Raw genomic sequence first — 24009 nt, forward strand, 5'->3', positions numbered from 1 at the left:
TGAAAAAAAGATAGAATGCTTTTTTCATTATGAATAAAGTAACGAAATCCTGTCCACACTGACCGTAGAAAGAGACTATGAACATATGACTGGAGGCACGGAGATGGTGAAAGTTAGACAGGATGCTTGGATTGAAGAAAACGATACTTTATTAGCCGACACAGTACTACGACATGTTCGCGAAGGTAGTACACAACTTAGCGCTTTCGAAGAAGTTGGGGACGCGCTCAACAGAACGGCAGCAGCTTGCGGGTTCAGATGGAACGCAGTTGTAAGACGTGATTATGAAAAAGAGCTTTCGGACGCGAAGAAAGAACGCAAACAAGCAATACGTGTACTTGGAAAAGACTTTAAACGACGGGGACAACAATTATATAGCCCTTCGCAAGGACTAGAGGAAGAACAAAAGATTTCCGTTCCGTTATCAGCACTCTCACTCGATACGGTTATCGCATTTCTTGTCCGCATGCATCACACAGGCGTGGGAGATAACGAGTCACTTCGCTGGAGGCAAACTGCTAAAATCGCGAATGAAAAGTCGGAGCAACTCCAAAAAGAAATCGAAAAACTGCAACAGGAAAATAAAACCCTGCGCGCCGATTACGAACAATTTGTTCAAATTATGAACCGCGCACGCCGTCTCGTCACGCTAGATGATGATGCTGATCGCACAGCACCGGTTTTCAAAATGGAGCAAAATGGAAACCTAGTTTCAAAAGAACCGCCTATCAATCATCATTGATAGGCGGTTTTTCTTTGGTTTTGCTGGGGTGTTGTTTAGTTTTAGGAAGATGTTGTTTAGTTTGGCGAAAACGTTGTCTACTCGCCAAAATAACGCTTTCTCCCACTACTAAACCGATTGTTCATCCGCGCGCCAGCATTTTTTGATTGCGTTCGAAGACTCGGTTCAAATAAAAGGTGTATAACTCCATTTCTTCCGGTTTCAAGCCGCCTATCTCCACATGATCCGCAAGCTCGCGCAACATAAGCTGGATACGAATAACAACATCGTTCACCGTGAGCGGCATGTCCAGAAGTTCTGACAGGGATGCCATCACTTCCGGTTTAATGACCGGATAAGTGAACTTCGTTTCTTCTCCCTGCAAGCCCGTTTCGTAAAAATCACGGATTAGCTCAGCACGTTCCGCCCCACTTCCTTCAACGCAAAGGTAGACTTGGACTGCGATACCTTGACGCAATCTACGCTGTGAAATACCGGCAAATTTGCGGCCATCAATACTCAAATCATACGAGCCCGGACAATATGATCCTACAATTTCATAGGCTTCAATACGGTCTCCTGCTTCCGGAAAAAGCATACGAACAAATGTGAGCATTACTTCATAACCTGCTGGAATATCGATTGAAGAGTCGAGTTCAGATAGAACAATTGATATGTTTAATACACCTTCGTCAAGCACTACTGCAAGTCCACCTGAATTGCGGACAATCGCGTTATAACCAGCATTTTCAAGTGTCGAAACTGCTTCTGTAACATGCGGTAGCCGATGATCCTGGATACCGAGCACGACCGTTTGATTGTGCACCCATGTACGGACTGTCGGGACGCTTATCTGCTGGCCGACGAGATGACAAAGCGTATCGTCGGCGGCGAATGATTCTAGTGCGGAACGGGTACGTGTTGTCATGGATTCATCCACAAAACGCCATGTGGGAATAGTTAAAAAAGACTCATATGATATCATTCCAATTTCTCCTACTCATAGACTTTGTGCCGCGGTTAACAAGGCAAGCTTGTAGACATCGGCAGCGGAACAACCGCGTGACAAATCATTTACGGGTGCGTTCAATCCTTGAAGAATCGGGCCAATTGCTTCGTAGCCACCAAGACGCTCCGCTATTTTATAACCGATATTACCCGCTTCAAGTGATGGGAAAACGAAGACGTTCGCGTTACCTTTAATGACTGATTCAGGTGCCTTTTTCGCAGCAATTTCCGGAACATAGGCCGCATCAAATTGGAACTCACCGTCGAGTAGCAAATCAGGTGCAAGCGATTGAGCGATTTTCACCGCGTTCGCAACTTTTTCTGTTTCTTCCGTTACGGCAGATCCTTTTGTAGAGAAACTCAGCATCGCAACACGTGGATCCACACCGAATGCCTGCGCTGTTTTGGCGCTTTCAATCGCGATTTCAGCCAGTTCTTGCGCTGTTGGTGCAACCGTAATCGCACAATCTGCAAAGACGAGCCGTTCATCGCCTTTCATCATAATAAAGGCCCCGCTAGTCCTTGAGATACCTGGTTTTGTTTTAATAATTTGAAGCGCCGGTCGTACGGTGTCTGCAGTTGAATGCGCTGCCCCACTCACCAATCCGTCCGCACGCCCTGTATAAACGAGCATCGTTCCAAAATAATTTACATCTGTCAATTGTTTACGTGCTTGCTCCAATGTCGCTTTGCCACCCCGACGTTCCACGAACTTTCCGGCTAGTTCTTCAAAGTAAGAAACACTCTCGGGATCAATGATATCTACTTCCGAAATATCAATTCCTGCTTCAGTTGCGACTTCTTGCACTTCGGTTTCATTGCCAAGAAGAACTGGCTTCACAAGCCCTTCCCCTTGCAAGCGTGAAGCCGCTTCTAGTACGCGGATATCCGTTCCTTCCGGTAGGATAATCGTCTTTCTTTTGCCACTCAAACTTTCTTTAATTCCTTTAAATAAATCAGCCATTAGACAGCCACCTTTCACATACTCTCATGCTCTAAGCATACACCAATGATGCGGGTGGTAAAAGCGTTTCACTTCATGTCAAATTCGTGACAACAGCGCTAGCAAAGGACGTTTTACAGCCTTCTATGCTACACTCATTTAAGAAGTTAATTCATAATGAAGGAGTTTGATTTCATATGATCGAAGCAGCAAAAACACTTGATGGTTGGTACGTTTTACATGATTTACGCTCGATGGACTGGGCATCTTGGAAATTAGTTTCAAAAGAAGAACGCCAAGCAGCAGTAGAGGAATTTCTTGTTTACCTTGAAAAACTTCAAAAAACAGATGACGATAAAACAGGAGCACATGCTTTCTATACAGTAATTGGCCAAAAAGCTGATTTCATGCTTATGACTTTGCGTCCGACAATGGACGAACTGCAAGAGCTTGAAACGGAATTCAATAAACTCGCAATCGCTGATTTCACGATTCCAGCGTATTCGTACCTGTCAGTCGTTGAACTATCGAACTACCTTGCAGGCGAGTCCACTGATGATCCTTATCAAAACCCATATGTACGCGGACGTCTGTACCCTGAACTTCAACGCAGCCAATACATCTGCTTCTACCCGATGGACAAGAAGCGCGATGGCGATGTCAACTGGTACATGCTCGATATGGATAAACGCAAAGAATTGATGCGCGCACACGGTTTGATTGGCCGCAGCTACGCTGGAAAAGTGAAACAAATCATTTCCGGTTCTGTCGGTTTCGACGACTACGAATGGGGCGTTACACTGTTCGCGGACGACGTTCTTCAGTTCAAAAAGTTGATTTATGAAATGCGTTTTGACGAAGTAAGCGCACGCTACGCTGAATTCGGCTCATTCTTTGTGGGTACGATTTTAGAAGGCGACAAAAAAGCAGCATTTTTCAACATCTAAATCGTAGGTTATATCGCCTGACTGTGACTTTGCAGTTAGGCTTTTTTGTATTTGGTAGGCATGTTTCATTCCAGCTGCGCATATGATTCCCCAAGGGGGTTGTGCCGTGGCAGTAATAAAGTACACGGATGCTGAACTGGATCTACTTGCACGGTTAATGCGCGCTGAAGCAGAAGGCGATGGCCAATTAGGCATGCTTTTAGTCGGTAATGTCGGAGTGAATCGCGTACGTTCCGGATGTCTCGATTTCAATGATATACGAAGTTTGCAAGATATGGTTTTCCAAAGTCCAGGAGGCTTCGAGGCTACGACGAAACCGTATTTTTATCAGCGTGCTCGCGAACTGGATCGAAATCTAGCAAGGCGCGTTGTCAACGGCGAACGTTTCACTCCGGGAGAACGATCATTATGGTTTTTCATGCCAACAGGAGATTGCCCGGCACAGTGGTATAACCAATGGAACACAGGTAGATTCAAGTCACACTGTTTCTTTTCCCCAACGGTTCAAGACTGCCCTAACCTGTAACTCAAAAGAAGAAAGGATGAAGAAATGGTCCAATACTATTGGAATCCGCCCTATCAAAATCAGCATGTCACACCGCCGCAAGTAACGCTTCCAGCTGGAGGTAGGCCACCCGGACCCCCCGGACGTGAACAGTCATACATCGAAAATATTTTACGATTAAACAGAGGCGAACCTGGAACTTTCCATTTTTCATTCGAACATGCACTGGACTCTGGTAAAAATACGAAAACCGTACGTGGTACCGTAGAGGCTGCTGGACGTGACCATGTTATCTTAAGTGATTCGACAACAGGACATCGTTTTCTATTTCCAATGATTTATTTTGATTATGCTGAATTTGATAATGAAGTGAAGTATTTTCCACAACAGCCCTGAATTTAAAAAATCTTCCGCGAGCCTCGTATAGGGCCTCGCGGAAGATTTTTTTAGTTTGAAAATTTAATAGCTGCAACAATCAGCATGATCCAGCCTGCGATGAATGCAACGCCACCGATTGGTGTGATAGCACCGAGTATGCCGATTCCCGTGAGGCTCAGTACATACAGACTACCAGAGAAAATGATGATACCCGCGAGGATCAAATAACCTGCCCAGCTTAGCTGTGTGACTGGTCCAAAAAGCGATGGACTCATAAGAATTCCGATTGCAAGCAAAGCGAGTGCGTGAAACATTTGATACTGTACAGCGGTTTCCCAAATTGCTAAATAATGTTCGGATAGTTTCTCTTTTAAAGCGTGAGCGCCGAATGCACCAAAGGCGACGGCGATGGCTGCGTTAACAGCCCCTGCAATAATGAAAAATGGCATATAAGCTCCTACTTTCTTATTATGATTTCAATATATCAGCATTTGCGAATCGTCTATCAAAAATCAAATAGCGAGCCGCCGTTTGCATCCTCTTCTTCAAGCAGTTTACCTTCCAACGATGTGGTTGACTGCACAGCGCTAGTGGTTGTAAGCATTTTAGGAACAATTTTCTCTTCACGCTTACTTTGCCCACCGAGTGCAACTTCGCAAAGTGATCTGACGGCGGAAAACGCTTCCCGCATCGTACTTTCATCATTGGCGCGCCTCGCAACACTTAGTTGCCGCTCCATTTCAGAGATAATCCGGTCGTATGGTATCACTGTTTAGTGTCCCCTTTCTTCTGTTCAAATTGCAAACAGTCCATGCCAGACGATCTCCTCACGACGACCGATGGCATTTCTCGCGTTTTAAAACCATATGCTTTGCAGCCACGTGGATTTCGCTGATCCCATGTTATGAAGAAATGTTGGCATTGAAAACAATTCACTGCCACAATGCTCCACCTCTTTTCTCTCTCAACTTTAGCACTATCACCGTTCTACTTACAGCACGCCGCCTATTCGGCACCAGTCAATCGGCGTCTCATTCCACGATTCAAGCAACTGATTGGTCTTCGAATACGGACGGCTACCGATGAAACCGCGACTCGCGCTTAACGGGCTTGGATGAACCGATTCGATGATTGCGTGTCGCGATACATCAATGAGTTTCTTCTTTTCTTGCGCAGGACGGCCCCATAAGACGAAGACGATTGGATTTTCTCGCTCCGACAAACGCCGGATTACTTCATCCGTAAACGTCTCCCACCCTTGTTTGCGATGCGAATGCGCTTGTCCATCCCTTACAGTAAGTACGGTATTTAACATGAGTACGCCTTGTTGCGCCCACCCCGTCAATGTCCCGCCCTCTGGCAACGGACAATCGATATCAGTTGCGAGTTCCTTGAACATATTGCGAAGACTAGGCGGTATTTTGACGCCAGGTTTCACGGAAAAGCTTAATCCATGTGCTTGTCCAGGTCCATGATACGGATCTTGTCCTAATATAACGACCTTTACCTCATTAAAAGGAGTCAACTTAAATGCAGTCCACAAATCATCCATCTGTGGATGAATCATTTCTTCCTCATATTCCTTCTTCAGGAATTCACGCAGCTTACTATAGTAGGGTTTCTCGAATTCATCATCCAAGACTTCATCCCAATCGTTACCGAAAAGTTCCTTATGCACAACCCATCACTGCTCCTTGAATTCAATCGTCACATCGTACCCCGCAAATGAAAACATTTCTTTTAGTGTTTTCTCGGCATTCTGCTGCGCCGTTAGCAAGACACCTTGTCCTGTGGCTTCTTCCAATATAAGCACTTTTGCTTCAGCGGCAAGTTCATAGGCCTCTTCAATATTCGCTTTTTCTCGGAAGACTCCTTCGTAGGAATACACTTCAACCTTATCAAAATAAATTTCTGCTCCTCCTAAAAAGGTAGCAGGCGGCAAAGTAAGTTTTGCTGTTTTTTTCTTTTCATCGACAACGACATCTTTTTCCGTAAGGCCGGACATGTCGACACCAGCTTTCACTGATCCCGGAATAACAACCAACAACTGCCGTTTCGTTCCTGGTAAATTGAGTCCGATGCTTTGTCCAAACAATGTATTATCTTGTCGTTCAATGATAACCTTGGTATAAGCTTCAGCAGTTGCGAGTTCGTTCAAGTCTTGGATTTGTTCAAGGAATGCGCCTTTTTGTTCTGTAAATGTGCTCCCTTGTTTTAAAATGAAGAATGTTGCAAACGGCAAAGCGACAATCAACAGTAAAATTAGAAGGGCAATTGCGATGAACGACTTTTTCCATACCGAAAAAAACACTTTCCCGACACGCCAAAATCCGTGCGGACGGTCTTCTACTTCTTCTACCGTCACTGCAGTTTGTTCTTTGGAAGCTTTTAATTCTTTCATTAGTTGTTCGATTTTCTTGTCATCCGCCACTTCATCCCTCTTTTCCTCTTTTTCCGACACTATCATATACGTTAACATTATAGGAAAGTTCCCTTTCAAACAACTAGAAAGACATGGTACGATTGTATGGGAGGGATGCGACATGGCTGATATGCAATTACGCGACAAAATGAAAAAAGTTTCTGAAGCCGCGAAACATGGTAATCGCGTGCCAGAACGTTCTAAAAACGCTGGACTCGTCGTTTTCCTTATTTTTATAGGGTGTGGAATTATCGTCATGTTTGCTCTTGCAATCGGGCTTATGATAAGCAAACACTTTATCGGTGCTGCTGTGATTTGTAGTATTGCGGCACTGCTCACATACTCCGTTTTCAAAATGATGAAAGCTGATAACATCGGACAATTGTAATTTCCGATTTTTTTGATAAGATTAAGTTAGAATTTATCCAAAAAAGGAGACAGACCAATTATGACGCTTAAAAAGACTTTAACAATCGCAGGATCCGATACATCAGGCGGCGCAGGGATTGCTGCGGACTTAAAAACATTCCAAGAGCACGGTACATATGGAATGACGGCAATTACGGTCATCGTGACAATGGATCCAGACAATAATTGGTCACACGGCGTTTACTCATTGCCAGTCAACGTTTTGAAATCGCAAATCAAAACTGCACTTTCAACAGGAATCGATGCCATTAAAACTGGCATGCTTAGCACAGAAGAAATCATCAAAATTGCAGGAAACGCGATTTCAGAATCAGGCCTCAGTCATGTAGTCATCGACCCAGTTATGGTTTGTAAGGGTGAAGACGAAGTGTTGAATCCTGGAACAGTGGACGCAATGGTTGAGTTCCTTCTTCCAAAAGCAGAAATTGTAACACCGAACTTGTTCGAAGCAGGACAACTTGCTGGCACAAAAACACCGAAAACGATTGAAGATATGAAAGCAGTTGCAGAAAAAATCCATTCACTAGGCGCTCGCAATGTTGTCATCAAAGGCGGCAAACAGCTTGACCACGATAAAGCCGTGGATCTGTTCTTTGACGGCCAAACGTTCACTCTTCTTGAAGCGGAAAAAACAGCGACAACTTACAATCACGGCGCAGGCTGTACCTTTGCCGCAGCAATCACAGCCAACCTAGCAAATGGTCTAGATGTAAAGGAATCTGTATTTGAGGCCAAAAAATTTGTCACAGCAGCCATTGCAAACGGCTGGAAACTGAACGAATACGTCGGACCTGTTATGCACGGAGCGAAAAACCGTTTCGGCGCACCTGAAATCACAACGACTGAAATTTAATAACATTATTTCAATTAAAAGACCAAGAGCTGTTGTCTCTTGGCCTTTTTTTGTTCTGTTCGTTGGACGCTTTCTGTAGATGGTTGGACACCTCGAGGAGTTTGTTGGACGCTCCACAGATTTCGTTGGAAGCTTTACGATTTGTTGGACACTTCCAATGAATGGTTGGACACTTCTACAAATCTGTTGGACACCTCGAGGAGTTTGTTGGACACTCCACCAATTTCGTCGGAAACTCCTTGATTCGTCGAACGCTCTCTACGTCAAGACCCATGAATCGCATTCAACAGCCCCTTTCTATATACTAAAGAGAAGAACGTTTACAGTTTTAAGGAGGGCTATTCATGGAATTAGTAAAACCAGATCATTTACAGGAACTCATAACTTCTTTTGTTAATAAAGATGTGTACATCCATCTTGAAACAACGAACGGCTCATATGCTACCCACTTCAATGAAAGTGTTTTCAACGCTGGAGCATTCATTCGCAATATCGTTATCAAATTCGAACTCGGTAAAGTGGCTGGCGATTCGCCTCACCGCATCGGATTAAAACTGCCATCTGGCTGGATTTATGCGCAAGGCATCACTCATTATAAACTCGACGAACACGGGCGTTTGCTTATGGCGGGACTCGATGCAGAAGGAAAACTTGCAGTCGCACTTGAAATCAGCGAAACACCATTCACATATTAATTAAGGAGGCAATTTTTTAATGATTAAAAAAGAACGTCATGTACTTGTCGTATTCCCCCACCCAGACGATGAAGCATTCGGTGTATCCGGTACCATTTCTTCTTACAGAGATATCGGCGTGCCTGTTACGTACGCTTGCTTAACATTAGGTGAAATGGGACGTAACCTTGGCAATCCACCATTTGCAAATCGCGAAACATTGCCTCAAATTCGCAAAGAAGAATTGAAAAAAGCGTGTGAAGCAATGGGACTCGATGATTTACGTATGATGGGATTCCGTGATAAAACAATCGAATTCGAAGATGATGAAAAAATGGTTAAACTAATTGCAGATTTAATCGAAGAAACGAATCCTTCACTCGTCATCACATTCTATCCCGGACTTGCCGTTCATCCCGATCACGACGCTACTGCGCGTGCAGTTGTGCGTGCAGTCCGAAGAATGCCAGAAACAGAACGTCCTACACTTCATACACTCGCCTTTGCGAATAATACCGTTGAAGTCCTCGGCGAGCCCGATGTCATTCACGATATTTCAGCAAATGCAGATAAAAAAATCGCAACACTCAAAGCTCATGCATCCCAAACCGTTTGGATGATGAAAGACATGGAGATAAAATGGAAAGCGCAGGACCCAGATGCACTTAAATGGCTTAACTTTGAGCGTTTTTATACCTATCAGTGGGATAAAGACTTCGAATAAGAGGATAATAAATGCTTCTCTTCAGGAATATTCATATAGAAAGAGACTACGAAATCACCTTGATTTTATAGTCTCTTTTTTCATGTATTTTTATTAACTAATCAAACTATTTATACCGTAGAACAAAATTCGTTACTATATGATAGCTACAAGGTTTTCCGAAATCAATAGACTGAAAAGTTATAATAGTATATACTTTATTCATTAAGATATAAAACAATATAATGTGTATAATTATTCACCATATACATGTTATACTGTTACAAAAAGGGGAATATAAAATGAAAAAATTTGCTTTATCCACATGGTTCTATTTTCTAGTTCCATCAATTCTCGGTATTCTTTTGTTCATGATCCCGATGAAGTATGCCGGGGACTGGAAAATACCAATTGCCATATTTGCCGATTTACTATCAGGGGCGATTGCTCCGGTTATGCCATGGGTTGCTACAATTACTTTAATTATTGCTGCACTTGGTTCTGTGATATTTTTAGTTATTCCAAAGGACAAAGTTCAGCCTTCGTTTATAACAAATTTATTCAATGTATCGCTCTTTTGGACAATCGTCCGAATTATAGGTGCTATTTTAGCGGTACTTACCTTGCTTCAATTAGGTCCAGAAGCTATTTGGAGTGAAAATACGGGCGCACTACTGCTAAGTGAAACCGGTCTCGTTACATTCCTGTTTACAATCTTTTTATTCGCAGGAATTCTCTTACCACTTCTTCTAAATTTCGGTTTACTTGAGTTTTTTGGAACGATGATGGTAAAAGTCATGCGCCCTCTATTTAAAATACCAGGCCGTTCTTCCATCGATGCACTGACATCATGGGTTGGGGATGGAACAATTGGTGTTTTGTTAACAAGTAAGCAGTACGAAGAAGGTTTTTATACAAAGAAAGAAGCAGCCATTATTGGAACAACTTTCTCTGTTGTATCGATTACATTTTCTATCGTAATTATTGAAAAGGTTGGTCTTGGGGCTTATTTTTTACCATTCTATGGTACGGTCGTTTTAACTGGTTTAATCCTTGCATTTATTATGCCGCGGATTTATCCTCTTTCCAGAAAAAAAGATGAATACATAGACGGTAGACCATTTACGGGTGAAGAAGAAAAATCACCAGAAGGATACAGTGCATTTTCACACGGACTTGAAAATGCATTAACAAAAGCGAATAACAGTCGTTCATTGGTTAAAACTTTTTCAGAAGGCGTGAAAAATATTCTTGATATGTGGATTGGTGTTATTCCAGTCGTTATGGCTTTCGGAACAATTGCATTGATTCTTGCAGAGTATACAAGTGTCTTCACGATTTTAGGGAAACCGTTCGAACCGATTCTGTCCATCCTTGGTATCCCCGAGGCGGCAGATGCAGCGCAACTTATGGTCGTCGGATTCACGGACATGTTCCTACCTGTAATCCTTGCGGATGGCCTGATTACATCTGAGTTGACATTGTTTGTTGTTGCCACTGTTTCAGTAACACAACTCATTTTCATGGCGGAAGTTGGGGGACTTCTGCTAGGCTCAAAAATTCCGGTAAACTTTTTCGAACTTGTTGCCATTTTCCTTTTGCGCACAATCATTTCATTACCGATTATCGCAGGAGTAGCACATCTTTTATTTTAATGAAACATGAAGACCTTGCAGATCAGTGCAAGGTCTTTTTTGTGGGTGGTTATGATTGGTTCTACGTGGGATATGATCGGGTGGTGTGGGATGTGATCGGTTGGCGTAGGTTATGATCGGTTCGCGTGGGGTATGATCGGTTCGCGAGGGATATGATCGGGTGGCGTAGGTTATGATCGGTTCACGTGGGTTATGATCGGGTGGCGTAGCTTATGATCGGTCGACGTGGGATATGATCGGTTCGCGTAGCTTATGATCGGTCGACGTGGGATATGATCGGGTGGCGTAGCTTATGATCGGTCGACGTGGGATATGATCGGTTAGCGTAGCTTATGATCGGTCGACGTGGGATATGATCGGTTCGCGTAGCTTATGATCGGTTCACGTGGGATATGATCAGTTCGAAGTAGGTTATGATCGGTTCGCGTAGCTTATGATTGGTTCGACGTAGCTTATGATCGGTCGACGTAGGATATGATCGGTTAGCATGGGATTTGATCGATTGGCATAGGAAATGATCGGTTCGATAAGGAAGTGCCATCTTTCATTCCAAAATAAAAGCCGCGGAAAATTTTCCGCGGCTTTTATTTTACACATTCAATTTAATTTTCAGTTTCGACAACATGTCCACTGTCATTTTATCCAAATCATAGTTCGCTTTGAAGCCCCATTCATTTATAGCAGCTGTTGGATCAATCGAATCTGGCCAGCTATCAGCAATCGCCTGGCGTACTGGATCTACATCGTATGCCATTTCAAAAGTAGGAATCTGTTTTTTTATAGAAGCCGCAATTTCAGACGGTTCAAAACTCATCGCTGTTACATTAAATGCATTGCGGTGAATCAGTTTCGTTGGATCTGCTTCCATTAAATCAACAATCGCCTGTAACGCATCCGGCATATACATCATATCCATGCGCGTTCCTTCTGCAATATAAGAAGTGTATTTCCCTTCTTCAAGTGCTTTGTAGTAAATATCGACCGCGTAATCCGTCGTTCCGCCGCCCGGTTGCGCTACATACGAGATGAGCCCAGGGAACCGAACGCCGCGCGTATCCATTCCGAATTTGTGGAAATAGTAATCGCATAGTAATTCACCTGCAACTTTATTGACACCGTACATTGTCGTCGGTCGTTGCAATGTGTCTTGCGGTGTATCTTTTTTCGGTGTTGAAGGACCGAATGCACCAATTGAACTTGGTGTGAAAAACTGCATATCCAGCTCGCGCGATACTTCAAGTGCGTTCATAAGACCGCCCATATTGAGATTCCATGCAAATAATGGCTCATCTTCCGCTTTAGCAGATAATAATGCAGCCATGTGCATCATCGTATCTGCACCGAAATCCTTTGCAAGCGCATGCATATTGTTCGCATCTGTCACGTCAAGTATTTCAAATGGGCCTTCTGTTGCCGAATCCATGCGACGTATATCTGTCGCCAAGACGTTCTCTGTGCCATATTCTGAACGTAACTTTGTAATTAATTCTGAACCGATTTGACCTAAAGCACCCGTAACCATGATTTTTTTCATTATTAATTATTCCCCGCTTTCAAACGTTTGTATTTATGGAGAGTACACGAAAATTATATTTTTATAACTTCACTGATTCTATAGCTTTAATTCATTATAAAACGTTCTCCTAGAAAAGACAACATTGTTTTAAACCTCTACAAATTACTACCAAACTTCTCCATTATAATTAAAGTAAAATATAAGATTCACGGTGGTGAGATAAATAAATTCAACATGCAACGATATATGTTACTTCATAAAAGTTGAATTTTAAATTTAGCGAATGAAAAAAGCCCCAAGTTAAGGGCTTTTTGTTTGTATAAGTATGTGCTTGTTCCTTGATATTACTCTATTTTCATTAACAGCGAACCGTTTTCTTTTTCTTCGGTTCACCGCGTGTTAGTACTTTCTCAATATAATCTGTTGCAAGCGGAACTTTACACGCAGTATTTCCGACATCGACATGTACTTTCCCAACTGCTTCTGCAACTTTTTTTGCTTCATCACGGATTTCAGGCACATAGGCTCCTACACAAATGATGAACTGATTCATATTATAGCGCACTCGGTTAGGCGCTTCATGAATGGTGTTACAGATTTCTTGTAAAAATGAACTTATTTCTTTCAAGTCCAGCTCATCCGCTCCTGCGTACGTAATATAATTCGAATAAGTGCTCCAACCGGCAACCGCCGTCATTTCACGGTCAGACCTAATCCATTCCCTTGCTAGTTTAAGCGCATTTGGACTCTCCGCTGCAACCCATCCCACTGCATATTCTGCATTCATATACCAATTCGCCGCGTCTACCCACCGCTGAAGATCATCCTCTGTCATCAGTTTTGGATCCACTGCAAGCGCTGCGAGATAAATCGCATCCGAATTTCCAGTGTCATAAAGTCGAAGCGCTAGCTCATGATCTTTCTTAATATACTTTAAGATTTTCTTCAAATCGCCTACACGAACACCGAAAAACGGTTCGGATGCTCCATGATTCAAGAATGTTGTCTTCGTTTGTTCATTGCCGAATTCTTCAAGCTGCTTCATCACTTCTTCAAACATCATCAGGGTTCCCCCTTTTTCTTTTCATTTTCTCCTATTTGTCTTGAAGGATGCAAGTTTAGGTCCAGTCGATTGATTAAGTGATTGCTTGCCATGACTCCACAGCGATCCTTCTAACCCCTAAAAAATCCCGGACAGCATACAAGCCATCCGGGATTCCTCATTTATTATGAAATTACATTCAGTTCTTTACCAACTTTTTCGTAAATGACGAGTGCTTCGTCAATCATTTCTTTGGTATGCGCTGCAGTTGGCATGTTGCGGACGCGACCTTTTCCTTTAGCGACTGTTGGGAAGACGATTGATTTAGCATATACGCCTTCTTCCGCAAGACGTTTAGAAAATTGTTGTGTCAGCTTCTCTTCGCCGATGATGCATGGTGTGATTGGTGTTTCAGAAGCACCGATATTGAAACCTAATTTCTTAAGTCCCGCTTTTAAGTAATTACCGTTTTCCCAAAGTTTATCATGCAGCTCTGTGGATTCCGATATCTTGTCCAATGCGCCCATAATCGCAGCGACATCCCCTGCAGGAAGTGCCGTCGAGAATAAGAATGGACGTGAACGAACTTTCAGCCAGTCAATCAATTCCTGCGTTCCTGCAACATAGCCGCCGACAACACCGATTGCTTTCGATAGGGTACCCATTTGGAGGTCAATCTCTTTTTCAAGACCGAAATGTTTGACGGTCCCTTTTCCTTTACCAGTAACGCCTGAACCGTGCGCGTCATCGACATAAGTGATCAAGTCGAATTCCTTCGCGATTTTCACAACTTCAGGAAGGTTGGCGATATTGCCGTCCATCGAGAACACGCCATCCGTAATGTACATCACTTTTTCATACAGGCCGGATTCCGTTGCTTCTTTTGCTTTTGCACGGAGGTCGTCCATATCTTGGTGATTAACACGAATGACTTTCGCACCGGAAAGGCGGCAGCCGTCGATAATAGATGCGTGATTTAATTCATCCGAAAGAATCGCGTCTTTTTTAGTCATGACAGCGGAAATTGCCGCCATATTACAGTTGAAGCCCGATTGATAAGAAATTGCAGCTTCCGTTCCTTTGAACTCAGCAAGCTTCTTTTCCAACTGAACGTGGATATCGAGCGTACCATTGATTGTACGGACTGCACCTGCACCGACACCGTATTTTTCAGTTGCGGCAATCGCCAATTTTTTCAAATCTTCGTCTGTTGCAAGTCCCAGATAGTTATTTGAAGACAAGTTAATAAGATCTTTTCCTTTAATTTTAATGATTGGGCCGTTTGGTCCTTCAATAGGGTCAATTTCGTTGTAAAGTCCTTGATCACGAAGTTCTTTTAGATTCTCCTGTAAAAATGCAGTGAGTTTTTTTGACAATGTAATCTTCCTTTCAAACAAATGATACCCCCATTTTAGCATACGACCGGCCCAATCGTAGTATAAAGCGCATACTTGTTAAGTTAGTTCCGAAAGAATTTTCGATTTTTTTTCAAAAACGGATGGCATAATCGCAGTATCCATCGTAGCTTTCATGCTATTTTCCGCTTGTGCATAGGCCTGCATATAGCCAGCCGCGTCAAGCATTTTCTCCGTGTAGGCTTCGTGAATTACACTGATTTCCTTTTCCGCCTCTGCATCTTCCTCACACATATGCACGAGGTCCAGCAATTCATCCCCCGGATATTCCACATCGTAAACATGTGGATTCGTTGCGTCAAGAAGACATACCGACAGTTCAGGGAAAATAACTAAATCGACTCCCGCTGGATCCAGCCCACACCAGCCATATTGAACGTCAAATCCACGCTTTTCCGCTTCGGAGCCTAGCGCTTTCATAAGTGTCGATTTCCCGGTTCCCGGAAGGCCTTTAATAAGAATTCTCCGTTCCAAACGCTTCGTAATGGATGGGATGAAATCTTGCGCCCCTCCAGATGTCAATGAACCGATTAGCCTGTGCGAGACAGCCGCTTCCTTATTCAGCTTGATTGTTCCAAATAATTCTTCTTTTAATGATGCTATTTTGTTTTCATGAACCTCCCACATCATCCTTCTGATATTCACTTTTTCCCAATCGTCATGAATATCTTTTGCTTCCGCTAGCGATTGCAATGCTTTGCCGAGTGCAATTCCAGACTCAGCTAATTTTTCAACAATTATTCCATTTTGCCCTACCAACTTGACTTCATCATAGACATCGTAAAAGCTGATCACTTTATGCTTACCGCCGATATCCGCTGGTTCGAGTGCAACTGGATGTGACGCTTGTAGAATAAGCAAGTTCGGTCCTTTAACATAAATTGCATCCGTTTTGTCGGGTTGCACAGGATCCATGAATCGATCGACGTCATAGCCACGCTTTAAGTAATGCGTAGTAGCTTCATTCAACACGTTTGAGATGGCGTTTGTCGGTGGACATTTTAGAAAAAACGTTTGTGAAGCCGATGCAATTAGTTTGTCATATTTATGGGAGATACCAGCACCTGTATAGGCTGTCCCCATATATTGGGTTATCGTTCCATACATACCGATCATCCTTTCTGTACATACGATTAACGTATGCTCAGACAATAAAAAAAAGCACGGCTTCGAGGCACATGCTTAAAAATAATTAATGAGTTTCGATTTAAAATAAAGCGTCTTCTTCCTCTTCGCCGATAACTTTCAACAAGAACTTGCGGCATTGTGGCAATGTATAATGAGCAATTTGCCCCAAGAATAAAGCAATTAACACAGTCCCAATTCCAATTGGACCGCCGAATAACCAGCCTATAAGTGCGACAATGACTTCAAGTGTAGTACGAACTTTTTTTACGCTGGCTCCCGTTTTTTTAACAAAGACGAGCATAAGACTATCCCGCGGACCCGCTCCGATATTTGGTGAAATATAGATTCCAACGCCATACCCCATAACAATTACACCCACTGAGAACATCAGTATTTGCGCACCCATCGAAGTGATATCTGGTAGCAGCCAGTTGAATAAATCGATAAAGAGTCCAATCAAAATCATATTCAGCCATGTGCCAATCTGCGGCCATTCTTTCAAAACAGCAGCAGTTGAAATGATAATAATGAATCCTGAAATAATCCCCCATGTTCCAATCGTCAAGCCGAAGTTTTTGTACAATCCGACATGCAATACATCCCACGGAGCGATTCCAAGTTTTTGACCTTTAATCGTCATTGAAATGCCTAGCGACAGAACCATCATACCCACCAAAAAGAATGTCCATCTCCATATTAATATCTTTCTCATATAAGTCCTTCTCCCTAATGATAGTGTAAGTAGCTAGCAATAATAAAAGACACCCACGTAGCTAACGTGAATGTCTTACTTGTAATCTATTCATTGTAACATGGCTTCTATCCTATATACAGACCGTCAACTTTTCACTATGTCGATAAAAAGTGCTTCAGTCACCCTAGCCAACTCTCCGGGAATCAGTTTCATTTGTAATCCTGGTTTACCCGCACTAACAATCATCGAGTCGAGACTTTCGGCTGATTTGTCAATGAATGTCGGGTATTTCTTTTTCATCCCGACAGCTGAACAGCCTCCGCGCACATAGCCCGTTTCTTTCGTCAGCTCTTTCAACGGTAGCATATCAAGCTTTTTCACTTCAGCAGCTCTTGCCGCTTTTTTCAAATCAAGTTCGTCCGCTACTGGCACTAAAAAAATGAATAGTTCACGCGGTCCTGCAATCGTGACGAGCGTCTTATAAACGACATCCACTGCTTGTCCTGTTTTTTCAGCGACGGAAATCCCATCCACCAAACCATCGTTTACGTCATATTCCATTAGTTCGTAGATTACATTTTCCCCATCCAAAATCCGCACTGCATTGGTTTTTACTTGCTTACCTTGCTTTGCCATTCGTTCATCTCACCTTTCCAACAACAAAAGGTCGCCATTTACTAGGCGACCTTCCGTATCCATTCATGCAATTTTATAAAAGCTCGGCCGATCGATTTCAAATCCCTTCTGTTTCATTAAAACTTGAAAAGAATAAGATGAAATCGCCTTTTCGTACCGTCTTTGCGTAATGAGTATTTCGCGCTCGAGATCGGAGGGAAGTTCTTTGGATGCCATTTTTGCAGTATCGGCTTCTTCACGTGCTGAGGTAATGTCAATTTCGGATTGAGCCCTGTTGTGCAATATGATCTGTGCTTCTGTCCGCATAATTTTTGCTGATGCAGTTGCTGCAAGATTATAATCCGCCGTTGTCGGTTCCGGTTCTGATATTGCTTCAGCCCGCACATCTTTCCAACTAGCAATCGTCTCTTCAAGCGTCGTTCCAATCGGCAGCGCAATCTGCTTCATTTGTCCTGCGCCAAGCTGCCGAGGTTCAGGCCTCTTCGATTGATCGATTTCAGGTTCTTTCTTACCTATCAACAAAGCCTCTAGATTTTCAACCGTTTTCTGATTCTGCCCATTGTATTGCACATTACGATTATAAGCACTTTCAGCATTCCTGCGCCTGCTTGCATCATATCGTTGTATAGGATCGCTTGCTATAGCTTGGGTCATAACGGCATTCATCTTACTTCACCTCCACACTGTCGTATTTGCATAAATCTATTAACTCAAGTATACCCAATTCATTTTGAAGAATAAACCCTACGAAAGCGCTATAAAGGAATCACTTATCGAATAGTTTCTTTAGCGCATCTGCCATCGCCGTATTCTCCAACTCTTCCGGTGCTCCTTGTTTTTTCATGTACTTCTGAACATCGCGTTTATCGGCTTTCTTACCGCCTGAGTTTTCTTTACGCTTCTCAAATGCCGATAACTTCTCACGGTGACCACATTTACAAACAAAAATTCGTCCGTCGCCTTCCCCGCGCATCTCCAATTTCTTTTTACAAACTGGGCATCTGGCATTCGTCAGCATTGAGACGTTTTTACGATGACCGCACTCACGGTCCTGACAAACTAGCATTTTGCCACGTTTGCCGTTCACTTCTAACAGTAGTTTACCGCAATCTGGACACGCTTTCCCCGTGACATTATCATGTTTATATTTTTTATCATCTGTTTTAATTTCAGTAACGGTTTGCCTCGAAAAGCCAATCATATTTTTCATGAATTCTTCCTTTTTCATCTGGCCATTCGCAATTTTTGTTAGCCCTTGTTCCCATTCAGCTGTTAGTGCCGGTGATTTCAAATCTTCCGGAACGAGCTCAAGCAACTGGCGTCCTTTAGATGTCGTGTAAATATCATTGCCTTTTTTCTCCATAACAAACGAGTTGAATAGCCGCTCAATGACATCTGCACGTGTTGCAACTGTTCCGAGTCCGCCTGTTTCACCAATTGTTTTGATAAGTTCTTTTGATTCACCCTGCATGAACTGCGAAGGATTTTCCATCGCTGCAAGCAAAGTTCCTTCATTGAATCGAGCAGGCGGTTTTGTTTGACCGTTCGTCATAACGATGGCTTGAATTTTCACTTCTTCACCTTTTGTAAATGGTGGAAGTGTATCCGTGTCTAGCTCTTCTTCCTCTGTCGAATAAACTTTTTTCCAGCCTTCATCCGTAACAGTACGCCCTTTTGCTTTGAATGTCTCCCCGCCAACTGCGAGTTCAGCGGTTACTTGGTCATAACGGAACGGACCGAAGAAGACAGCTAAAAAACGTTTGACGATTAAATCATATAAACGTTGTTCCTTATCAGATAAGTTTTGAAGAATTGGCGTTTCCTCGGTAGGAATGATGGCATGATGATCTGATACACGTTTGTCATCAATGACGCCTTTCTGCGGTTTAACAGTGCCAGCACGCAGAAGTGAGTTGGTCGCTTTACGGTATGGACCAATATCCACAGCTTTAATGCGCTCTTTCAACGTGCTTTCCATATCTGATGTCAGATGTTTCGAATCGGTACGCGGGTACGTCACCGCTTTATGGCGCTCATATAAATTTTGCAATGTCGACAGTGTCTCTTTCGCTGACCACGACCAACGACGGTGCGCTTCTTTCTGGAGCTCTGTTAAATCAAATAAATGCGGTGCTGGCTGTGACTTCGGTGTCGTTTTCACTTCTATCACTTTTCCAGCATGAACCCCGTCAATTTTCTCGAGTAACTTTTCAACCTGTTCTTTATCGAACGACTGCGTTTGACCTGCTTTATCGTGCCATGTAAACTTCGCGGTTTCCGTCAATGCTTGCATACCGTAGAATGATCTCGGCTTAAAATCACGGATTTGATGCTCACGTTCTGCAATCATAGCAAGTGTCGGAGTTTGAACACGTCCCGTTGAAAGTTGGGCATTGTATTTAACTGTCAGCGCACGCGTTGCATTAATGCCGACAACCCAGTCTGCTTCCGCACGGGCTACTGCTGCCTGATATAAGTTTTCATAAGCGCGGCCGTCTTTTAAGTTGTTGAAACCATCTTTAATTGCTTTATCGGTGACCGATGAAATCCACAACCGTTTAACAGGCTTGCGAACTTTCGCTTGTTCTAGAATCCAGCGTGCAACAAGTTCCCCTTCGCGCCCCGCATCCGTCGCAATGATAATATCTTTCACATCGTTGCGCAGAAGCTGTGCTTTAACCGCATTAAACTGTTTCATCGTCTGACGGATGGGTACCAGTTTGAACGGCGCTGGAATAATCGGTAAATGTTCAAGTTTCCATTCCTTGAATTCATTGCCATAGCCTTCTGGATCCGCATGTGTCACTAGATGGCCCAGCGCCCACGTCACGATATAATTGGTGCCTTCAAGAAATCCATTTCCTTTTTTATTGCAGCCGAGTACCCGTGCGATATCGCGAGCTACGGATGGCTTTTCAGCTAATACAAGTGATTTAGACATAGGTAAATCCCCCTTCTTCATACATCGATTATACGGGAGAACGCGATTGGATGCATGTCGGGCGAATGAATAAAGCCCTTGGCGTAAAAAATCCCCCTAACCGGAAAATCCGATTAAGGGAATTGCATCAATTTCATATTTTACGATTGGTGTTCAATGTATCAAAAGCAATGGCTATCTGCCTGTTACAGATCTTAGTCAGCCACTTGGTACTCCATTCATTTCGCAGAAAGTGGTGCATCTCCCGGAATAACCGGCTTTACCTGCTTTTCTTCCCTCGTAAATAAATCTTCTACTTTTTCATAGGATATAGACGTTTCACCGTTCACTCCATCTAGACGCTCTTTCACCCGTTCAATTGTTTTCACAGGTGATGTGAGTGCGATAATTGCATCTCCCGCGAAGGCCTGTGGTTCAATTCTTGGTGTGAAGAATTCAATTGTGCCGTCAGCACGTAAAATGTAAAGCAAAATCAATTTGTCATCCCGCTCACGTAAATATTGTGTGTAACTATATTGTTTTGTAATTACCGTTTTACGAATACCATGCCCAGCGTTCATCCGCTCTTCCAAATCATAGATTGAAATGGCAGGTGAGAACAACGACTGTCCTCCCGTTATCGTGAATTCATTAGCTTCGTTCCCGACGTGGAATACCGTCTGATACAAGTTATTACTTCCGAGATGTGGTGCAAAGTCTGAACAAATATGTGCATTGTACGTATCGGTCTTCGTCATTGCGAGGATATACCGATATGGCGTCAAGTCGAGATGATAGTCGATTTGCTCCGATAGGATATCCCCAACGTAACTATTGAGTCCAAGCTTTCGAGCATGTGATAGTCCCGCCCAAGACTGATCGATGAGCAGCACATCATTGCCGGTTTCTTTCACCGATTGGGCAAGCTCTGCGGCGAATCGGGTGCCCCCAACGAGAAGTACACCTGATTCGTCCGTTGTTGTTAGATTCAGCTTCTTAGCCAAGAAGCCAATCGAAAATCCATGTAAGACCACTGTAGAGAATACCAGTGCGAATGTCAGCGCCGTCAATAGTTCTGCGTCCTTGTAGCCATTGTCGAGTAGAATCGTCGCGAAATAGCCTGAAACAGTTAGAGCCACAATTCCCCTTGGTGCAATCCATCCTATTAGAATCTTTTCACGGATGTTTAACTCCGTATTGATTGTTGCAAGCCAAATCGATAACGGCCTGACGATAACTAGCATCGCCAAGACATACAAGATAATATTCAAATTAAAAATTTCGATGAGAATTTGCGGATTAAGTGACGCCGTCAACATGACAAATATACCCGAAATAAGAAGGACGGAAATATTCTCTTTGAATTGCCGTATGTCATGCATCGACGTCATGCGCATATTCGCCATCGTCATCCCCATTGCAGTTACCGCAAGCAACCCTGTCTCATGCATGATTTCATCCGCGAAAACAAATGTGAATAAGACGACCGCAAAGAGTACCGGCGCTTTCAGAAATTCTGGAATACCGCCGCGCTCGAAAGCACTTCCAATGACCCGGGCAGCCCCCCAGCCTAGGAGTACCGCAAAAATAGATGCTGCAAAGAACAACAGCAACGCATTCAATGTCACTTGGCTATTCAAAAATTTGATGAACTCAAAAGCGAATACCGCAAGCAATGCACCAAACGGATCAACAACAATCGATTCCCATTTCAAGATTGCGGCTGGGCGCGGTTTCAGCTTCGCCTGCCTCAATAGCGGCAAGATAACGGTAGGTCCCGTAACAATGAACAGACCACCGATTACAAAGGCAACTGCCCAAGAAAGTCCCGCCAAATAGTGTGCTGCAAGCGCCCCAGCAATCCATGCAATGAATGCCCCAACGGTTACAATACGAGCTATCGGCTTACTAAAGCCTTTAATTTCTTTAAAATCAAGATTCAAACTGCCTTCAAACAAAATAATTGCCACGGCAAACGTAATAATTGGACCGAATAGATCTCCCATACTCTCCTTAGGGTTAATAAGACCGAAAATGGGGCCGACGAGAAGTCCTGCAACAGACATGACAACAATTGCCGGCATCCGAAATTTCCAAGCTGTCCATTGCGATAAAATCCCGATTAAGACAACAAGCATTAACTCGAATAATAGTGAATCGAACAATGGAATCACTCCGTTCCCCAAATGGAAATAATGTTAGTTTACCATACTGGCAGTTTCAGTCCACTAGAAATAGACATATCCCAATCGGTCAATACATAAGGTTATAGGGATGAATTGAACAATCTAGCAAGAAAGGGTGATTCCAATAGACGGACAACAAAAGAAAACAGTCGCCATCCATATTTCCAGGTCGGACGGAAAAGGGACATACCCCGCACGCAGAGCAGCCATGATTACAAACGCCTTGGCTGACGAAATAGATATCGTATACTTATGCGGAGTGGATTCTCCGCCAGTGCCCGAGGGATTTAAAGCAATTTCAACCCCAAGCAATGCGCTATTTTTACAGGCACTCGCGTCGATTAAACCTGATCTACTTCTCCGCGATAGCGGCTCTACTATTCAAGAGGAGATTGAAAAAATAACTGAACTCGTCCCCTCCATCATCCATTTCGATGATTTCGGCGACGGTGGTAAATGTGCTGACCTCGTATTCCAGACATTGTATGTCGAATCGAATGATAGTGCGCCAGATCATTACGTACTTGGACGAGAGAGTTTCATTGCTGACGAACAAATGGCTTCAGTTAAGCACATTGGACTTCGCAAAGCCCAACTGGGACCTCTTCCCCATTTAGTGATTTCATTTGGCGAAGAGGATGAAGGTAACTTGACCTACCGGGCGTTGCGTCATATTATGCAACTTCAAATCCCACTCAAAGTGACCGTTCTCATCGGTGAACAGTATGCCCATGATACAAGTACAATCCGTATGATGGCACTCGAAAGGCGGAATACAACCGTATTGGTGCCTCCGTATAACTACGCCGAAATTTACGCCGCAGCAGATATTATTTTATGCGCTTCTGGCTACATGCCTTATGAAGTCGCTGTAATGGGTATCCCTTGCGTCGTGCTCGCACAGAATGATTTCGAAGTGGGGCTTGCTTTTCCGAAAGAACAGCACGGTTTCATTCATCTTGGTCTCGGTCGAAAAGTAAAACAATCGAGTTTGTTGAACGCCATCATGGAACCCCTCTTGCACGAACCGCTACGCAAAAAAGCGATTGCACGACAAACCGCACTCGGGCTTGGGGACGGAAAAGATGCTGTATGCGAAGCGATACGCTATTACCTCGAGTATCCGAAGCGCAATACTAGTGGCGGCGCAGGAAAAAAAACGTCCGATATGCTACACTAAGGAAAAGCGCAAGCGCCTTGGTAGACCCGAAAAGCGCTGGAGGGCCTTAAGATA

General features: G+C 43.5%; 26 protein-coding genes. 10 read left to right on the plus strand and 16 right to left on the minus strand.

All coding sequences use genetic code 11. The annotated features are described in order from the left end of the window. Positions 1-103: 103 nt before the first annotated feature. Positions 104-742, plus strand: a complete 639-nt coding sequence (locus AZE41_RS19735; RefSeq protein ID WP_067213244.1) for an RsfA family transcriptional regulator — start codon at positions 104-106, stop codon at positions 740-742. A 121-nt stretch (positions 743-863) separates the two neighbouring features. Here the strand turns inward: AZE41_RS19735 and lipL are convergent, their stop codons facing one another. Both lipL and pta read right to left on the minus strand, forming a co-directional pair. Then, entirely contained in the window at positions 864-1706 is an 843-nt protein-coding gene (gene lipL / locus AZE41_RS19740; protein ID WP_067213247.1) for an octanoyl-[GcvH]:protein N-octanoyltransferase, read from the minus strand. 15 nt (positions 1707-1721) lie between these two features. Continuing rightward, positions 1722-2693: a phosphate acetyltransferase gene (gene pta, locus AZE41_RS19745; protein ID WP_067213250.1), complete on the minus strand. Its 972-nt coding sequence runs from the start codon at positions 2691-2693 to the stop codon at positions 1722-1724. Between the two features lie 176 nt (positions 2694-2869). On the opposite strand from pta, the gene hemQ reads away from it, so the two are divergent. From hemQ to gerQ, 3 genes are all read left to right on the plus strand, one after another. Beyond that, positions 2870-3619: a hydrogen peroxide-dependent heme synthase gene (gene hemQ / locus AZE41_RS19750; protein ID WP_067213253.1), complete on the plus strand. Its 750-nt coding sequence runs from the start codon at positions 2870-2872 to the stop codon at positions 3617-3619. Positions 3620-3725: 106 nt separating this feature from the next. Next, positions 3726-4145 carry a cell wall hydrolase gene (locus AZE41_RS19755; RefSeq protein WP_067213257.1) on the plus strand — a complete coding sequence of 140 codons (420 nt, stop codon included), beginning with the start codon at positions 3726-3728 and terminating at the stop codon, positions 4143-4145. A gap of 24 nt (positions 4146-4169) precedes the next feature. After that, a complete protein-coding gene (gene gerQ, locus AZE41_RS19760; RefSeq protein ID WP_067213261.1) occupies positions 4170-4520 on the plus strand; it encodes a spore coat protein GerQ in 351 nt (116 codons plus the stop codon). Between the two features lie 50 nt (positions 4521-4570). Here the strand turns inward: gerQ and AZE41_RS19765 are convergent, their stop codons facing one another. Genes AZE41_RS19765 through AZE41_RS19785 form a run of 5 tightly spaced genes read right to left on the minus strand, consistent with a single transcriptional unit; the run spans position 4571 to position 6981 of the window. Further along, positions 4571-4951 carry a DUF423 domain-containing protein gene (locus AZE41_RS19765; RefSeq protein ID WP_067213264.1) on the minus strand — a complete coding sequence of 127 codons (381 nt, stop codon included), beginning with the start codon at positions 4949-4951 and terminating at the stop codon, positions 4571-4573. Positions 4952-5007: 56 nt separating this feature from the next. Beyond that, entirely contained in the window at positions 5008-5271 is a 264-nt protein-coding gene (locus tag AZE41_RS19770) for a YwdI family protein (protein WP_067213267.1), read from the minus strand. Continuing rightward, the gene (locus AZE41_RS23410; protein WP_067213269.1) at positions 5268-5444 is read right to left on the minus strand and encodes a uracil-DNA glycosylase; all 177 of its coding nucleotides are present in this window, start codon (positions 5442-5444) and stop codon (positions 5268-5270) included. Before AZE41_RS23410 ends, AZE41_RS19770 begins: the two co-directional genes overlap by 4 nt. A gap of 49 nt (positions 5445-5493) precedes the next feature. Continuing rightward, on the minus strand, positions 5494-6180 hold the full coding sequence (locus tag AZE41_RS19780) for a uracil-DNA glycosylase (protein WP_067213271.1): 687 nt from the start codon (positions 6178-6180) through the stop codon (positions 5494-5496). A gap of 6 nt (positions 6181-6186) precedes the next feature. Then, on the minus strand, positions 6187-6981 hold the full coding sequence (locus AZE41_RS19785; protein WP_231885729.1) for a DUF4230 domain-containing protein: 795 nt from the start codon (positions 6979-6981) through the stop codon (positions 6187-6189). Between the two features lie 64 nt (positions 6982-7045). Between AZE41_RS19785 and AZE41_RS19790 the strand changes: the two genes are divergently transcribed. From AZE41_RS19790 to AZE41_RS19810, 5 genes are all read left to right on the plus strand, one after another. Then, a complete protein-coding gene (locus AZE41_RS19790; protein ID WP_067213274.1) occupies positions 7046-7312 on the plus strand; it encodes a hypothetical protein in 267 nt (88 codons plus the stop codon). A gap of 60 nt (positions 7313-7372) precedes the next feature. After that, complete coding sequence (thiD, locus tag AZE41_RS19795) at positions 7373-8206, plus strand: bifunctional hydroxymethylpyrimidine kinase/phosphomethylpyrimidine kinase (RefSeq protein ID WP_067213275.1); 834 nt, start codon at positions 7373-7375, stop codon at positions 8204-8206. 344 nt (positions 8207-8550) lie between these two features. Next, on the plus strand, positions 8551-8901 hold the full coding sequence (locus AZE41_RS19800) for a YojF family protein (RefSeq protein WP_067213278.1): 351 nt from the start codon (positions 8551-8553) through the stop codon (positions 8899-8901). A gap of 19 nt (positions 8902-8920) precedes the next feature. Next, complete coding sequence (gene bshB2, locus AZE41_RS19805; RefSeq protein ID WP_067213280.1) at positions 8921-9604, plus strand: bacillithiol biosynthesis deacetylase BshB2; 684 nt, start codon at positions 8921-8923, stop codon at positions 9602-9604. 281 nt (positions 9605-9885) lie between these two features. After that, entirely contained in the window at positions 9886-11238 is a 1353-nt protein-coding gene (locus AZE41_RS19810) for a YjiH family protein (RefSeq protein ID WP_067213282.1), read from the plus strand. Positions 11239-11827: 589 nt separating this feature from the next. Here the strand turns inward: AZE41_RS19810 and AZE41_RS19815 are convergent. The 9 genes from AZE41_RS19815 to AZE41_RS19855 all read right to left on the minus strand — a co-directional run bounded on the left by AZE41_RS19815 (position 11828) and on the right by AZE41_RS19855 (position 22754). After that, positions 11828-12772, minus strand: coding sequence for an L-threonine 3-dehydrogenase (locus tag AZE41_RS19815; RefSeq protein ID WP_067213284.1), 945 nt, complete (start codon positions 12770-12772; stop codon positions 11828-11830). Positions 12773-13112: 340 nt separating this feature from the next. Continuing rightward, complete coding sequence (locus AZE41_RS19820; protein WP_067213286.1) at positions 13113-13817, minus strand: DNA alkylation repair protein; 705 nt, start codon at positions 13815-13817, stop codon at positions 13113-13115. Between the two features lie 164 nt (positions 13818-13981). Further along, positions 13982-15214: a glycine C-acetyltransferase gene (locus tag AZE41_RS19825; RefSeq protein ID WP_156476113.1), complete on the minus strand. Its 1233-nt coding sequence runs from the start codon at positions 15212-15214 to the stop codon at positions 13982-13984. 36 nt (positions 15215-15250) lie between these two features. Continuing rightward, entirely contained in the window at positions 15251-16318 is a 1068-nt protein-coding gene (locus AZE41_RS19830; protein ID WP_067213289.1) for a hypothetical protein, read from the minus strand. 100 nt (positions 16319-16418) lie between these two features. Further along, positions 16419-17051: a YczE/YyaS/YitT family protein gene (locus AZE41_RS19835; protein WP_067213292.1), complete on the minus strand. Its 633-nt coding sequence runs from the start codon at positions 17049-17051 to the stop codon at positions 16419-16421. Positions 17052-17177: 126 nt separating this feature from the next. Then, positions 17178-17669 carry a Cys-tRNA(Pro) deacylase gene (ybaK, locus tag AZE41_RS19840; protein WP_067213293.1) on the minus strand — a complete coding sequence of 164 codons (492 nt, stop codon included), beginning with the start codon at positions 17667-17669 and terminating at the stop codon, positions 17178-17180. A gap of 63 nt (positions 17670-17732) precedes the next feature. Next, the gene (locus AZE41_RS19845) at positions 17733-18335 is read right to left on the minus strand and encodes a hypothetical protein (protein WP_067213296.1); all 603 of its coding nucleotides are present in this window, start codon (positions 18333-18335) and stop codon (positions 17733-17735) included. Positions 18336-18435: 100 nt separating this feature from the next. After that, a complete protein-coding gene (locus AZE41_RS19850) occupies positions 18436-20610 on the minus strand; it encodes a DNA topoisomerase III (RefSeq protein ID WP_067213297.1) in 2175 nt (724 codons plus the stop codon). A gap of 218 nt (positions 20611-20828) precedes the next feature. After that, on the minus strand, positions 20829-22754 hold the full coding sequence (locus AZE41_RS19855) for a cation:proton antiporter (protein WP_231885730.1): 1926 nt from the start codon (positions 22752-22754) through the stop codon (positions 20829-20831). Positions 22755-22890: 136 nt separating this feature from the next. Between AZE41_RS19855 and AZE41_RS19860 the strand changes: the two genes are divergently transcribed. Beyond that, complete coding sequence (locus AZE41_RS19860; protein WP_067213300.1) at positions 22891-23955, plus strand: PseG/SpsG family protein; 1065 nt, start codon at positions 22891-22893, stop codon at positions 23953-23955. Positions 23956-24009: the final 54 nt, after the last annotated feature.

This window comes from Sporosarcina psychrophila (genome assembly GCF_001590685.1).
In the GTDB taxonomy this organism is placed as follows: domain Bacteria; phylum Bacillota; class Bacilli; order Bacillales_A; family Planococcaceae; genus Sporosarcina; species Sporosarcina psychrophila.